Genomic DNA, 14,140 nt, shown 5'->3' on the forward strand with positions numbered 1-14,140 from the left:
GTCTACAGTTTAAAGGAGCCGAAGCCTCTTTTTTTAATCTAAATCTTCTCCGTTTGATGCAATTACTTTCTTGTACCAGTCAAAAGATTTTTTCTTGGATCTTTTTAGACTTCCATTGCCGTAATCATCACGGTCTACATATATGAAACCATATCTCTTACTCATTTCACCTGTACCAGCAGATACTAGGTCGATTGGGCCCCAAGTTGTATAACCAATGATGTCTGCACCATCTAGTTCAACAGCGTCTCTCATAGCCTTGATGTGATCTCTAAGGTAGTCTATCCTGTAATCATCTTCTACATAGCCGTTTTCATCTGGTTTATCAATGGCTCCTAGGCCATTTTCTACAACGAAAAGTGGTTTTTGGTACCTGTCATAGATATCATTTATTGTTATCCTAAAGCCAAGTGGGTCGATTTGCCAGCCCCATTCAGTCTTGCCTAGGTATGGGTTATCTACAGTTGCGAGAAGGTTAGCTTCATCAAGTCCTTCTCCCTTATCTCCGCTTATGGTCCTTGTTGTGTAGTAGGAGAAGGAAATGAAGTCGATTGTATTTTCTCTAAGGAGTTTTTTATCTTCTTCGGTTATTTCAGGCATTATGCCTTCTCTTTCTAGTTTCTTAACCATATATGATGGGTAGTAGCCTCTAGATTGGACATCTACAAAGAAGTAGTTGTTCCTATCTTCTTCTTGGGCAGCTAGGACATCTTCTGGTTTGCATGTTGCTGGGTAATATTTACCAGCTGCAAGCATACAGCCCATCATAATATCTGGGTCAACTTCTTTGGCGATTTGTTTTGCCCTTGCTGATGCCACAAGCTCGTGGTGGGCAGCTAGGTATTGGATTTCCTTGATATTTTCGCCTTCTTCAAAGTATAGACCAGCACCCATAAATGGAGCAGCCATTAAAACGTTCATTTCATTGAAGTTTAGGTAGTATTTTACCTTACCCTTAAATCTTTCCATGACAGTTCTGACAAATTTTGCATAAAATTCTATAGTTTTTCTGTTTCTCCAGCCACCATATTCTGTTGCTAGATGCATTGGGAAGTCAAAGTGGACAAGGGTGATAAGTGGCTCGATGTCGTATTTTAGACATTCATCAATGAGGTCTTCATAGAATTTTAAGCCTGCTTCGTTTGGAGTTTCTTCATCACCTAGAGGGAAAATCCTTGTCCAAGCTATAGAAAACCTATAAACCCCAAAGCCCATTTCTGCAAAAAGCTTAATATCTTCTTTGTATCTGTCATACATATCTATTGAATGCTTGGCAGGGTAGAAGTGGTCATCGTCAAAGTCGAGCATTTTTTGTCTGCCTGTGATCACAGCAAGCCTGTCTTCGCCAACTGGACAAAGATCCACATTGGCAAGGCCTCTACCGTCTACATTATAAGCACCTTCACATTGGTTGGCGGCTGTTGCGCCGCCCCAAAGGAAATCTTTTCTAAAAGTCATTAATTTTCCTTTCTTTTCTCAAAAAATAAACCTTGTAGCATTATGTTACAAGGTTCATTTTTCTAATTTTATTGTTCTAGTTCTGCTTGTTTTTCAAGAGTTTTAGCACTTATCCTTAAGAATGGTAGGTAGATTAATACCCCAAGGGCTATAACTACTAGTTGAACAAGAACAGCTCTAAAATCTGCACCTGTTGCTAGGTATGCATTTAATAATGGTGGAGTTGTCCATGGAACTAGTACGCTTGCCTTATTCATAAAGCCTATGGCTGTTGCTGTGTAGCTTATTAGAATACCCATTGCTGGGACTAGTACAAAAGGAATCATCATTGGTAGGTTGAATACGATTGGTAAACCGAAGATGATTGGTTCGTTGATGTTGAATAAGCCTGGAAGGACTGATAATTCACCAATTTGTCTGTATTGTTTGTTTTTCCTAAAGAATAGGAATACTGCAATTAGTAAGCAGATTGTTGAACCAGATCCACCTATAAGACCATAGCATTGTACCAAGCTTAGGTTCATTATGTGTGGGATTTCAAGGCCTGCTCTTGCTGCTTCCATGTTTTCGTTGATGTTTACTAGTAGTAATGGTTCTAGGATTGTTGAATATATTACAGCTTGGTGGATACCAAAAGTAAATATTAGGTTACCTAGGCTGTAGATTAGGATTGTACCAAGGAGCGATGTGTTAACTTTTCTTAATGGCTCTTGGATCATTGTTGCTATTAGTGTTATTAGATCTACTTGGAAGAAGTAGTATAGCACAAATGATAGGACTGAGAATATAAGAAGGGTTAATATTACTGGTATTAGGTTGTTAAAGGAGTTGTTTACTGCTGGAGGTACATCTCCGCCTATATTAATTTTAATTGCTTTGATATTTGAAAGCCTAATGAATAATTCTGTAGCAAGAAGGCCCATGATGATTCCACCGAACATGGAGTTTGTGCCGAGGTTGCCATAGGATAGGATGCCTCCAGCTTGGACAACCTCTCCGTTTGCTCCTGTTACATCTATTGTTTGAGGCATCATTACAATAAGTGATGCTATGGCAATCATTACTGCTGTAATAGAATGTTCAAAGCCCTTATTTACTGAAAGTGTATAGGCGACTATACCACAGATTAACAATCCTGATATGCTTAAGGTTGCATTTGCAACTGAGACTGCCCAGTAAGAGGCAACTGCCATTTGAGCTTCAGTTAATATTTTTGGTAGGATTACAGCGTTGATTAATACTGCTATACCTGCAATTATAAATAGTGGTAGCATAATTGCGAATGCATCTCTTAGAGATTTTAGGTGGATTTGTGAACCGAATTTCATACTAGCTTCAGAGAGCTTGTCAACGAATGATTTTTTATTTTTTTCTGTCATTTTATTTTTCTTTCCTTTCCGTTAGATTCAAATACTTGCTTAACATAAGCAAAACTTTTCTTTTTTATCCTTCTTAAGTCTTTTAAGTCGTGGTTGTCCCTATTTACATATACAACACCATATCTTTTGTCCATGTTTCCTGATGAAGAGAGTATGTCAATAAATCCCCAACCCAAGTAGCCCATACATTCAACACCTTTATCCATAGCTTCTGCCATAGCATCAAAGTGACCTTTTAGGTAGGCTATCCTTTGGTCATCTTCTATAAATTCGTCTTCAGTAAGTTCTTCCCTTAGACCTATACCGTTTTCGACTATGAATACTGGTAGGTTGGTCCTGTTGTAGATATCTAACATTGCGATTTCTAATCCTTTTGGGTCAATCTCCCAATTCCATTCATTCCTATCAAGATAGTCGTTATTTACAAAAACATCGGTATTTAAAGGATTATAGTCTTTTCCTTGGTATTTAAGTGTTGCTGACCTGTAATATGAGAAGGCTATAAAATCACTTTCTATATTATTGATGATTTCTTCTTCTTTGTCGGTTATCTCCAGGATGATATTATTTTTCTCTAGGTAGGCCTTAAAGGTGTTCATATAGCCTCTTTGGGTGAAGACATTCAAATATAAGTTGTAATCAAAGTCTTCATAGGCATTTCTTATATAATTGTCTTCTGGTTTTGACGAATATGGGTAGTAGGTGGTGTAGGCTAACATGCCACCGATTTTTAAATCCTTATAATTTTCGTGGATATACTTGGCCACCCTTCCATGGCCAATCAAGGTATTGTATTGGACTTGGTGGATGTTTTTAGGGTTAACTTCTAGATTGCTGCCTGCTATGGTTAGGGCAAAATCAGAGGAATAAAGGTTGTGCTCATTAAAGGTTAGCCAATACTTTACTCTTTTGTGGTACCTGTCAATTATTATTTTTGAAAATTCGAAGAAATAATCAATTACCTTTTTTGAAGAAAATCCATTGTATTTTTCGCTCAAATATAAAGGCATATCAAAGTGGTATAAACAAATAATTGGTTCAATTTGGTATTTTTCTAGGCACGAAATTAATTTATCGTAAAATTCTAATCCTTTTTCGTTAACTTCTCCATAACCCTTTGGCAAAACTCTTGACCAGGAGATCTGGAACCTGTATGAATTGGATCCCATTTCCTTCATAAGTCTTATATCTTCTTCATACCTATGGTATTCGTCTATGGCAACCTTCCAATCACTTTGGTTTTCGCTAGCCTCCCTAATGTCATAGACAGACTTGCCCTTACCATCTAAATCAAAAGCGCCTTCGGTTTGCATGGAAGATGTGGAGTTGCCCCACATTAATTGTTTTTCCATTATTTCTCCTATTTAATATTTTCTAAGATAATATTTTCCATATTTTTGATGCCCGCTGGAGTTGGAGCATAGGCATTAAATGGAACTTGGGCTATGGCCTTGCCATTTTTGTCTGCTTTTTCCTTGTAGGCATCAAAGTACATTCTGATTTGTGGACTAACAAGGACCATGTCATATTTATCACCAGTTAGGACTTTGTCGCTGTCGCTACTTGTTGTTGCATCAACTATGATGTCCTTGCCGTCTTTTTCTAATTGTTCTGTAACTTTTTTTGCCATTAAAGACGAACTCATACCTGCATTACAAATCAACATTACTTTTTTCATTATTTATCCTCCAAAATTTTAATTTTTTTATATAATCCTATTAGCCTTTTTGCATTGTCCATGGCCATGGTAGCCATAGTTAAATGGTCTTGAGAATGGATTAAAATCACGTTTATATCATTTTTTTCGCCATTTGCTTCATTTGTCAACAATTCCGTTTGTATTTCATGGCAATTAAGGAATTCCTGGTTGGCTTTGTTTAGTAAATCCTCTGCCTTTTCAAAATCGTAGTTTTCCGCTGCATCCATAGCTTCTGATGATAGTGATCGGCTTTCGCCAGCGTGGACTATGATTTGAAAGGCTACTTCATATATTTTTTCATTATCCATTTTTTTATCCCTCCAAAAATATTTTCTGAAATTCTTTAATATTATTTGCTTCTGCAGATTTTTTTATAAGGTCAAAATTGTTTAAGTAATCGCCTAATTTATCGTAGTATATACTTAGGTCACCATTTGTATGTCCAATTATTAAAGAAAATATTATCTTGACCTTATTCTCATTCCGATTTATTTGCTTTTTTGGAATTAGAATTATTGAAAAGGTCTCGCCGTCTACTTGCTCAAATATATGGGGCAAGGCTATGTTTCCATAGGAAGTAAAGGCCATTTCTTCTCTTTGTAGGTATTGGTGTTTGATATTTGAAAAGCTTAAATCAGTTTTTTCGGTAACAATATTTGCTAGGATATCTAAGGCTTCGTCCATATCTTTGATGTCTATATCTCTTATGAATACTGAATTAGCAAATATGGAGTCTATCTCAGTAAAGTCGCTTACTTTAATGGCATCATCTATTTTCAAAAAGTCTTGTTGCTTAAAAATTACATCCACATAAACAATTGGTGTTTTAGTTTTTTCTTTGATTGGGACAGATGATACTATGAAGTCAAAATTATCAAGCTTGTATAGCTTTAATTTGCTTAAGTCAGTTAAGCTTAGGCTTGAGATTTGGCTCATGTATTTTTTTTCGATTTGTGTTTTCATTATCTGAGCTGAAGCATTTCCAGATCCACAAACAATTAGAATATCCCTTTTCTGCTGGGTATTATTTTCCATGGCGCTTGCAAGGTGCAAGGCAAGATAGCCAATTTCATCATCGGATACCTTGGTGTTATAGGTTTGATTTATGGGAGTGGTAGCTATAGTCGCCAACATAAAGGATATTTGATTTTCTTTTATATCAGCAAGGATTGGATTATTCATTGTTAGTCCATACCTTAATCTTTCTATTAGTGGACCGAGGTGGAGGGCTAGGGCAAAGAAGAGGTCGATATTTGATCTAAAGTCGTATTTGCTGACTTTGTAGATTTCATCTATCATCTTCTGGGCAAGCTCAGAGATTTCTGGTGATACTTTCTCATAGTTTGTAACAGCGTTTTTGCTAATAAGGTGCATGGTTAGGTAGAGGATTTCTTCTTCCGGAAATTTTATATCTAATTTGTCTGAAAGTTCCTTAACAACCATATTAGCAGTTTCAAATTCTTCATGAGAGACTACTCTCTTTGATAGCTCATCGGATATTTCTATATATTTTCCATTTTTAATACGGAGAATAGAAATATAGATATGGATTACAAGATTTTTGAAATTAGCATAGGGCATATAGAAAGATTCAGGAAAGCTAATGCCATCAATTATGGATTGGATTTTGCTAAAAAGTTTCTTTTCTTCATCTTTACCAAAAATCGATGGGTCTTCGCCTATTTCATTTCTTATGGCACGTCTTATTTCTTTTTCATTTCCCTTTATTTTCATGCCGTAATAAGGTTTGCTGATTAGGTCAATCTTATAAGCTCCTAAGAGTTTCCTAACTTTTTTTAGATCTTTGTTGATTTGAGAAGGAGATACATAAAACATATCAGCAAGTTCTTGTTGTTTAATAAAGGAATTTGAAAACAAAAGAAGTTTCAATATGCTTTCTATCCTAAAATCCTTGTTTGGGTTTTCTTGATGGAAGTAGGCGTATTTGTACCAATCATGCTTTAAAAAGTTTTTGAACTTATCCTCATTTAAGATTTTAAATTGGTATCCCTTTCCTGGCTCAGATACGACAATAGCACCATTTTTCTCGATGTATGAATTTAGGATTGATATTTCTTTTTGTACAGTTTTTTTACTTAGCTCGAGAGCCTGTCCAATTTCTTCTGAGCTATGGTAGTCATAATCTCTTGTCAGAAAATCAAAGACTTCTTTTATTCTTGTTTCAATCATTTTATCACCCTTTATTTCATTATAGTAAAAAAATCACTAAACCTCCACTCAAACATTTTCTTTATATGTAGGTAAGTTTATTGTATCGAAGTAGTAAGGCAAATTAATTATGAGTTGGAGACTTAATTGAGAATCGGCTTATTAAGCTGAGATTTTTTTATTATGGAAATAAAAATCTCTCGAAAGAAGTTTACAAGACAACTTTCGAGAGATTTACAAATTAATATATTTTACCTATTAACAGACCTTGCAACCATGGATACTGTGTGTCTGATGCCTCTGATGGCTAGGCTTAGTTCGAAGATGTTTTCTACTGGGGCAAGGCCTCCGTAGCCGGCATCTCCTATGTGTTGGATATCTACGCCACAGATTTTGTTGGCGATAGCGATTTGTCTGATTGTTTCCTTGCTAGAGCCTTCTTGGCTGGTGCCGATAGCTGTCATTACTAGGGCATCGTTGGCATGGGCAACTTTTACAGCTTCTTTGAGATCATCGCTGTCAAATCCTGGAACTGTGCCGACTGCTGGAACTAGGATTATATCTGCGCCTGCCTTGATGAAGGTTTCTATGGTTTCCTTGCTGGTTACAGGTTCGTCAACTCCTGATGAGTGCATCTTACCTGCTATAATTAGGCCTGAGAAATTTTCCTTGGCTAGTTTTATGGCTTCAGATATGGTTTTGTTGGTAACGCCTGTGCCAGGATTGCCTGTTAGGCATAAAAAGTCCATGCCAAGCTTATCAAGGGCATCTAAACTATCTTTGTTTACAGTCCTGCCCTTGGAAATAGCTAGGGTATTTTCCATCATTTTGGCATCTGGGTCTACTGGTTCGAGGTTAACTCCGATAGGTCTACCGACAAGTTTTTTTAGTTCATTTACAAAATCGGATTGGTTTTCAATACCGGCTAGCTTTGGTTCTAGGACATCAACTGCGTTTAGGAGGATGAGGTCGGCGCCAAAGGCTGTTGCAATTTCTGCTCCGGTTATATCTCCTATGAAGGCTTCTCTGACGGCAACATTTTCTGCGCAGACTGTCCTGCCTTCGCTTGCCTTGATACTTTGTTTGAGTTCCTTCGCAGTATAGGCACATAGGTCTGAGGCGTTAGAACTTATTAATCTTTTCATTTTATTCTCCTTTATTGAAATTTTCGTTTATTTTATAAAAGGCGTAGGCGTAGATTTTTGCACATTTTATCAAATCGTCTATGTCCATCCACTCGTTTGGGAGGTGGGCAATTCCGTTTTGACCTGGGAATGATGGGCCAAAAGGAATTATATTTGGGCAAAAATGAGCATAGGTCATGCCTGTGGTTGTGGTTGGCTTTTCATTTGCACCTACAAAATCATTATAGGCATCATTTAAAATTCTCACTAGGGCAGAATTTTTATCTTCTAGGAAGGCTTTTTCGTAGGATATTAGACTTACTTTAAGACCGAGGGCGTTTTCCTCGATTTGTTTTAGGACATAATCCTTGTCGCAAATAGGCATGGAAAGGCTAAATTCTATACCATATTCATCTTTATCCCTAAAAATTTTCTTGCCCCTTAAAATCATCCTACCAAAGTCTTGATCGCTGATATTTATACCCAGGTTTATAATTGGGTCGCCGGCAAAGATTTTTTTGTTTAGGAAATCTTCAAAGTGGTCAAAATCTCCCCTTAGGGCGACTTTGGCCCTGGCCCTTTCTCCGTAGATGGCTGGGAATTTGTTGTCTGGGGAAAAGCCCATTATAGGTGGTTTTTCCTTGGTAAGGTAATATTTGAGGTCTGCCATGCCACTTTCTTCATCAGAGCCAAAGACAATCCTAAATTCCTTGTTGAAGTTTACACCTAATTTTTTTAGGGCATATAGGCCGTAAAAGGCTGCCATGATTGGGCCCTTGTTGTCTAGAGCGCCCCTTGAGTACATCCTGTTTTCGTGGATTTCTCCGGCAAAAGGAGGGTATTTCCAGCCTGGCATTTCATCGACTACATCTAGGTGGCCCATGGCGCAAACATAGTCATCGCCTTCACCAATTGAACAATAGGCCATGTGGTTGTCTACGTTTTTGGTGGCAAAACCCTTTTTGTCAGTGATTTCAATTATTTTTTCTAAAACTTTTTTGCAAGCTTCGCCGTAGGGAGCATCAGATGTGGCTTTCCCCTTTTTGCTTGGAATTTTTATTACTTCTCTTAGGTCGGAAATTAGATCGTCCTTTAGGGAATCGATCATTTGGTCAATCTTTTCTTTCATTGCAAATCCTTAATTTTTTCAAATTCTTTTTCATCTAGGTTTTCGATAATTATTTTTACTAGCCTTAGGCAACTATCTACATCGTCTGTGTTGGCTAGGGTGTGGTTGGTGTGCATATATCTTACCGGAATGGATAGGCTCATATTTATAATTCCATCTAGGGACTTATGGATATTGCCAGAATCTGTTCCACCCTTGTTAAAGACGGCATATTGGTATTTTATATGATTAGCTTCACACAAATTTTCCACCCAACGCATGAGTCCCCTGTGGGCAATGGAGTTTGAATCTATAAAGGAAAGAACAAGGCCACCACCGAGTTTGACTGAGTTTTTGTCAAAAATAGTATCACCTGCAAGGGTGGTGTCAATGGCAAAGGCAAGGTCTGGACGAATGACATCTGTAACTGTGCGAGCGCCTCTAAGACCTGGTTCTTCCTGGACTGTAAAGGCCCAGTAGAGATCGGTTTTATTCTTAAGGTCACAGGCTAAAACCTCTTCTCCAAGGTAGGCAGAAATCCTATTATCGATGGCCTTTTCTAGGAAAAATTTATCGTTGGCAAGGTCAAGGTCTGGAGCATAGGGAACTACCTCATCTCCAATCCCTATATTTAATTTATCAAAATCCCCATCTTCCAAACCCAAATCCAGGTAGAGTTCATCTTGACTTAGGGTTTTGGATTTCTCTTCTTGGCTCCTGCCGTGGGTTGCTGGAGAGGAGATGACTCCAAAATATCTTTTTCCATCCTTATTTATCAACTGATAAATTTGCCCTACAACCAAGTGGGTCCAGGTAGAACCAACTGGTCTTAGTTTCAAAAAATTGCCCCTAAAATCTTCTACTAAGAACCCAATTTCATCTATGTGGGTTGCGAACATGAGTTTTAGAGGATTTTTAGATTCCTTAGTTTTCTTTTTTACTATTAGGCTGCCTATCCCGTCTTTTTGAATTTCTAGGTCCTTAGCATCTAGGTTTTTTTCTAAGTGACTTACGACCCTATCTTCAAAAGAGCTTAGGCCGGGAAGGCTTGCTAGGGATTTGAATTTTCCTAAATCCATATTATTCCCCTAAAAATTCGCCAACTTGATCTAGGAAATCAATCAAGAAATTTTCTAGCTTTTCTATGTCGGTTTTCAAGACTATTTCATTGGCTGTTGAGATATTTGCTGTGGCAAGACCTACAGATAGGCTAGGGGTTCCAGAAATTGTTTTGTGGATAAAAGACCCGTCATTGCCCCTAAGACCGAGGTAGGATTTACTTTCAAACCTGTCTTCTACAAAAGATAAAAGTTTCTTATCTGGGAGCATCTGCTTGTCATATTTGCCGACTATTAGTCCATCGCCCAGGGAAATTTTTGGGCTTGAGGCGTTAGTTTCAAAACTTGCCAGCGCTAGGGCAAGGTCAGGCTTTATTACGTAGGTAGCTGTTTTTGTCCCCCTAAAACCGATTGTTGATTGGGAAATGCCCCCAACATATAGGTCAAAAGGATAGGTCTTATCCTTGATTTTTCCGGCAAGATTTAGGGAAATGTATTGGAAGATTTTTTGGCTAAGAGACCTTGCCATGATGAAATCTTCGTCTTCATAAAAAGGCGAATCTAAACTTACAAGGTCGCCTATTTTTACCTTTTCTTCTAGCTTATCCCTAGGGGCTAAAACTTCTATATAAAGGTCATCTTCACCAATATTTGTCTTACTATTTTCGGCAAATTTCACATCCGCCTTTACGATACCCTTTATATTTTCTTTGTTTCTTGTTATTATATTTACTCTTTGATTTAAAAAAGATAATGGAGAAATATCTTCTAGTAGGACGAACCTTACCTTTCCATTATCTTCTATTTCTCTAACCATTAATCCGTATTCATCTAGGGGAAAAGCTATCATAACTTTTTTGCGACCTGGATTTTCCTTGTTGAAAAAAATTGAATTTAGCTTATCTCTTACTATTTTATAGCTATAGCCTTTGTAAGCTTGTTCGAGATATTCGCTAATTGGCCTTTCAAAACTTGATACGGAATAAATATCGTAGATTTCTTTAATTGTATTTTTCATCATAATTTTTAATATAAGTGGTCCTTATTTATTTCTCCACCATTGACCTTGCTATCTATATAGCTAGCTAGGTTGTCAAAACTTTCGCTAAGTCCTGTTCCACCTTTTTTTGGCATCTTTAGGATGTCGACCTTGTCTTTGAAGTTTGTAATGGTAGCTTCGTTTTCTTTAGACATCATTGCTACTACACTAATATCGGTGTTTTCTTTTATGCTTTGTGCAATTTCAGCTGACATTAGGGCATAGTCTTCAAAGTTAAAACATGGCCCACAAACAACTATGTCTGGTTTTATTTTTTCAGCCATCTTGGTCATTTTTATTACTACTTCTTTTTTGTGGTTTAGAAAATATTCGTTGCCACAGTATAAGGTTGCTACTATTGTAGCGGAAACTTTATCAAAATGGGGTTTTAGCATAAGGGCAGAACCAATTCCGCCCTTTGCTATAGCTAGTTCCTGGTTGGGATTTGATTTCCCACCAGCACCAGCCAAACCCTGATCAAAGATCATTAAAACTTTCATTCGTTACTTCTTTCTACAAATTAATCTAGGCTTAAATCATCAAATGATAGGGAGTCGATTTCGTCAACTTCTTCTACTTTATTCTTTTCTTCTTCTAGGTATTGGTTATCTAGTAGTTTCATGAATGGGTAGTAGATTGCCATGTTGAGTGCAAGTAGGCCTAGCTGCAAGATTACTGCAAAGATTGAACCTGTGATTAGGTATCCAGAGAAACCTATTGGTGTTGTCCATGGTAGTTGGATACCAGATGTTATAGGAATGAAACCTGAAATGGTTGCAAGATATGCTATAACTGTATTTGCAATAGGTGATAGGATAAATGGAATTATCATAATTGGGTTTAATACTATTGGTAGACCAAAGATGATTGGTTCGTTAATTCCAAAGATACCTGCTGGTAGAGATAGTCTACCTAAAACTTTCATTCTTTCAGATTTAGCTAAGAATGACATCATTATTACAAGACCAAGTGTTGATCCACCACCACCGAAGTTGCAGAAGAAATCAGAGAAACCAGCTGTGAAGATGTTTGTCATCTTAAGACCAGCTTGAGCTGCTTCGTAGTTTTCAAGTGTAAGAGCCTTGTGGATTGGTGAGAATACTGTATTTGTAACAGCAGGGCCGTTTATACCAAAGAACCAGAATAGGGTTGATAAGAATTGGTATATAACTTCGAATAGGGCAAATCTTCCTAGGCCAACAAGTGGTGCTTGAAGAACTTGGTAAATTAAGTTGTGAAGATATTCATATGAAGTGTGAGAAATAATAATATTTATCACAAAGAAGAATACCATTGATAAGGCTGCAGGGATTAGGGCTGCAAAAGAATCCATTACTGCTGGTGGAACACCATCAGGTAGTTTGATTACAAGTTTTTTCTTAATTGCCCAAGTAAAAATGCTTACAGATATGATTGCTACTATCATTGATAGGAAGATACCAGCTGTACCAAAGTTTCCAAAAGAGAAACCACGGAATACTTTTTCAGAATCTTCTATGTTTACGAAGTCTGGGTGTTGTTGTGGTGTTACTATCAAGAAGGATACTAGGGCAACTGCTGCTGCAGATACCCTATCAGCTAGGCCTTTTTCACGAGCGTAGCAATAACCAATAGAAAATGATGATAGTAGGGCTATACAGTCAAAGGCTATAGATGTTACTCTGCCAAGATAAGCATCCCAACCTTCACCAAAAATACCAGCCATAAATTCTTCATAGCCGTTTATTGGGAAGTTGGCAATTAGTAAAAATAAAGAACCGATAATTACAATTGGTGTTGTAATTAAGAAACCGTCTCTAATCGCACTTAAAATTTTGTTTTTTGATAAGGCGTTGGCAATAGGGGATAGGAAAGAATCAAGTTTTTTTAACATTTCTATTTACCTCCGTTTTTCTTGTATTCTAAGATTGCTGCTTTGAGGACTCTCTCGCCGTTCATTGTGCCGTAATCATCAGGATTAATTGGCATTATAACCTTGCCAAGTGGGCCGTATTTTTCTTTTGTTTTTTCATAAATATGGCGTACTTGTGGGCCTAAGAGGATGGCATCCGGATTTTCTGAATTGATTATTGTATCCATTTCAGAATCAGGGAAAGCCTTTACTTCTATAGGCAAGTTATTTTGGTCGGCTACTTTTTGCATTTTGCTTGCGAGTAGGCTTGTAGACATACCAGCGTTGCAAAATAAATAAAATTTTTTCATGTTTACTTCCTTTTTCTTACATAAGTGTTTGAAATCTTGTCTTGAACAGTCTGATGAGTATTCTTATCTTTTAGGGCCATATAGGATGAATAAGCTATTATAAGGGTCATAGCGGAAGCTAGGATTATATCAAAACTCTTGGTTCCACTGTGGTTTATGTGTTGAAATATGGTTTGAATTATGGTGTTAAAAGGCGAATACAATATGCCTTGAAGGAGGAAACATCCTAGGAAATACCTTTTAGTTAAGGTTAAAAGGCTAGGTTTGCTTCCGTCCATATTTACTATTTCAAATTTCATAACCTTGTTCATGATAGTGGAGGTAGTTTTAGAAGTGTAAGGGATTAGTACATAGTATATAAAGGCTATTATTAGTGACATAACAATTATTATTGCATCTGCCTTATTACTCCTAGTAACTAAGGCTCCGTATTCATCTCCAAGTCCTGTAAAAATCAAGCTTAGTCTGATGGCTAAGTTTAAGAACACAGCCGAGATGTACCAATCTATCATGTAAGCAAAGACTCTTTTAATAAAATATTCAGTTTTTGTGTCTTCCTCAATTTTTATTTTAGATTTTTTACTCATCGATTTTCCTAATTTCTTTTATCAGCTGAATATTTTCTTCAGCCATTAATTTTATCACCTCCGTTGTTATTAGTTGGTCTTCGGCGTGCATTAGGAGCAAGCCTACTTCTACCTTATTACCAGATGCTTCTTCTGTAATTAGGGAAGAGTGGGCCTTGTGGGCAAGCCTATAAGACTCAACCCCTTCCTCAATTAATTCTGAAGCTCTTTTAAAATCACCTTCTCTTGCCTTGGTCATAGCCTCTATATAATTTGATTTGGCTGTGCCTGCGTGCGAGATGATTTGAAAGCAAATCAATTCTAAATCTTCCATGTTT

The 14,140-nt window shown here is 37.2% G+C and carries 15 protein-coding genes; all 15 read right to left on the bottom strand.

All coding sequences use genetic code 11. From position 1 onward, the window contains the following. Positions 1-33: 33 nt before the first annotated feature. Positions 34-1,458 carry a 6-phospho-beta-glucosidase gene (locus AC1EJ5_RS04390; RefSeq protein ID WP_479814779.1) on the bottom strand — a complete coding sequence of 475 codons (1,425 nt, stop codon included), beginning with the start codon at positions 1,456-1,458 and terminating at the stop codon, positions 34-36. A 68-nt stretch (positions 1,459-1,526) separates the two neighbouring features. Then, a complete protein-coding gene (locus AC1EJ5_RS04395) occupies positions 1,527-2,837 on the bottom strand; it encodes a PTS sugar transporter subunit IIC (RefSeq protein WP_223418646.1) in 1,311 nt (436 codons plus the stop codon). Next, a complete protein-coding gene (locus AC1EJ5_RS04400) occupies positions 2,834-4,189 on the bottom strand; it encodes a glycoside hydrolase family 1 protein (RefSeq protein WP_479814782.1) in 1,356 nt (451 codons plus the stop codon). The genes AC1EJ5_RS04395 and AC1EJ5_RS04400 overlap by 4 nt, the downstream gene beginning before the upstream one ends. Before the next feature lie 8 nt (positions 4,190-4,197). Beyond that, a complete protein-coding gene (locus AC1EJ5_RS04405; RefSeq protein ID WP_223418652.1) occupies positions 4,198-4,515 on the bottom strand; it encodes a PTS cellobiose transporter subunit IIB in 318 nt (105 codons plus the stop codon). Beyond that, positions 4,515-4,844 (bottom strand): PTS lactose/cellobiose transporter subunit IIA, encoded by a 330-nt coding sequence (locus AC1EJ5_RS04410; protein ID WP_223418654.1) that lies wholly within the window; start codon positions 4,842-4,844, stop codon positions 4,515-4,517. Before AC1EJ5_RS04410 ends, AC1EJ5_RS04405 begins: the two co-directional genes overlap by 1 nt. Positions 4,845-4,848: 4 nt before the next feature. Further along, entirely contained in the window at positions 4,849-6,726 is a 1,878-nt protein-coding gene (locus AC1EJ5_RS04415) for a BglG family transcription antiterminator (protein ID WP_479814784.1), read from the bottom strand. Between the two features lie 230 nt (positions 6,727-6,956). Then, positions 6,957-7,850, bottom strand: coding sequence for a DUF7916 family protein (locus tag AC1EJ5_RS04420; RefSeq protein WP_308748602.1), 894 nt, complete (start codon positions 7,848-7,850; stop codon positions 6,957-6,959). Between the two features lies 1 nt (position 7,851). Then, entirely contained in the window at positions 7,852-8,958 is a 1,107-nt protein-coding gene (locus AC1EJ5_RS04425; protein WP_348937921.1) for a Sapep family Mn(2+)-dependent dipeptidase, read from the bottom strand. Next, positions 8,955-10,016, bottom strand: a complete 1,062-nt coding sequence (locus tag AC1EJ5_RS04430; RefSeq protein ID WP_223418663.1) for a M42 family metallopeptidase — start codon at positions 10,014-10,016, stop codon at positions 8,955-8,957. Before AC1EJ5_RS04430 ends, AC1EJ5_RS04425 begins: the two co-directional genes overlap by 4 nt. Position 10,017: 1 nt before the next feature. Then, positions 10,018-11,013 (bottom strand): hypothetical protein, encoded by a 996-nt coding sequence (locus AC1EJ5_RS04435; RefSeq protein WP_308748603.1) that lies wholly within the window; start codon positions 11,011-11,013, stop codon positions 10,018-10,020. An 8-nt stretch (positions 11,014-11,021) separates the two neighbouring features. Further along, positions 11,022-11,534 carry a GrdB-related putative oxidoreductase gene (locus AC1EJ5_RS04440; RefSeq protein ID WP_223418667.1) on the bottom strand — a complete coding sequence of 171 codons (513 nt, stop codon included), beginning with the start codon at positions 11,532-11,534 and terminating at the stop codon, positions 11,022-11,024. Between the two features lie 20 nt (positions 11,535-11,554). Beyond that, positions 11,555-12,907, bottom strand: coding sequence for a PTS sugar transporter subunit IIC (locus AC1EJ5_RS04445; RefSeq protein WP_348937915.1), 1,353 nt, complete (start codon positions 12,905-12,907; stop codon positions 11,555-11,557). Between the two features lie 2 nt (positions 12,908-12,909). Further along, positions 12,910-13,236 carry a PTS sugar transporter subunit IIB gene (locus AC1EJ5_RS04450; protein WP_223418671.1) on the bottom strand — a complete coding sequence of 109 codons (327 nt, stop codon included), beginning with the start codon at positions 13,234-13,236 and terminating at the stop codon, positions 12,910-12,912. Between the two features lie 2 nt (positions 13,237-13,238). Then, complete coding sequence (locus AC1EJ5_RS04455; protein ID WP_223418674.1) at positions 13,239-13,823, bottom strand: RDD family protein; 585 nt, start codon at positions 13,821-13,823, stop codon at positions 13,239-13,241. After that, positions 13,816-14,136, bottom strand: coding sequence for a PTS sugar transporter subunit IIA (locus AC1EJ5_RS04460; protein WP_223418676.1), 321 nt, complete (start codon positions 14,134-14,136; stop codon positions 13,816-13,818). Before AC1EJ5_RS04460 ends, AC1EJ5_RS04455 begins: the two co-directional genes overlap by 8 nt. Positions 14,137-14,140: the final 4 nt, after the last annotated feature.

The organism is Anaerococcus sp. C0059F3 (assembly GCF_056590475.1).

What these genes read in the sequence shown, in the direction of transcription:
- AC1EJ5_RS04390 (WP_479814779.1), bottom strand. Translation starts at nt 1,458, where the DNA reads ATGACTTTTAGAAAAGATTTCCTTTGGGGCGGCGCAACAGCCGCCAAC.
- AC1EJ5_RS04395 (WP_223418646.1), bottom strand. Translation starts at nt 2,837, where the DNA reads ATGACAGAAAAAAATAAAAAATCATTCGTTGACAAGCTCTCTGAAGCT.
- AC1EJ5_RS04400 (WP_479814782.1), bottom strand. Translation starts at nt 4,189, where the DNA reads ATGGAAAAACAATTAATGTGGGGCAACTCCACATCTTCCATGCAAACC.
- AC1EJ5_RS04405 (WP_223418652.1), bottom strand. Translation starts at nt 4,515, where the DNA reads ATGAAAAAAGTAATGTTGATTTGTAATGCAGGTATGAGTTCGTCTTTA.
- AC1EJ5_RS04410 (WP_223418654.1), bottom strand. Translation starts at nt 4,844, where the DNA reads ATGGATAATGAAAAAATATATGAAGTAGCCTTTCAAATCATAGTCCAC.
- AC1EJ5_RS04415 (WP_479814784.1), bottom strand. Translation starts at nt 6,726, where the DNA reads ATGATTGAAACAAGAATAAAAGAAGTCTTTGATTTTCTGACAAGAGAT.
- AC1EJ5_RS04420 (WP_308748602.1), bottom strand. Translation starts at nt 7,850, where the DNA reads ATGAAAAGATTAATAAGTTCTAACGCCTCAGACCTATGTGCCTATACT.
- AC1EJ5_RS04425 (WP_348937921.1), bottom strand. Translation starts at nt 8,958, where the DNA reads ATGAAAGAAAAGATTGACCAAATGATCGATTCCCTAAAGGACGATCTA.
- AC1EJ5_RS04430 (WP_223418663.1), bottom strand. Translation starts at nt 10,016, where the DNA reads ATGGATTTAGGAAAATTCAAATCCCTAGCAAGCCTTCCCGGCCTAAGC.
- AC1EJ5_RS04435 (WP_308748603.1), bottom strand. Translation starts at nt 11,013, where the DNA reads ATGAAAAATACAATTAAAGAAATCTACGATATTTATTCCGTATCAAGT.
- AC1EJ5_RS04440 (WP_223418667.1), bottom strand. Translation starts at nt 11,534, where the DNA reads ATGAAAGTTTTAATGATCTTTGATCAGGGTTTGGCTGGTGCTGGTGGG.
- AC1EJ5_RS04445 (WP_348937915.1), bottom strand. Translation starts at nt 12,907, where the DNA reads ATGTTAAAAAAACTTGATTCTTTCCTATCCCCTATTGCCAACGCCTTA.
- AC1EJ5_RS04450 (WP_223418671.1), bottom strand. Translation starts at nt 13,236, where the DNA reads ATGAAAAAATTTTATTTATTTTGCAACGCTGGTATGTCTACAAGCCTA.
- AC1EJ5_RS04455 (WP_223418674.1), bottom strand. Translation starts at nt 13,823, where the DNA reads ATGAGTAAAAAATCTAAAATAAAAATTGAGGAAGACACAAAAACTGAA.
- AC1EJ5_RS04460 (WP_223418676.1), bottom strand. Translation starts at nt 14,136, where the DNA reads ATGGAAGATTTAGAATTGATTTGCTTTCAAATCATCTCGCACGCAGGC.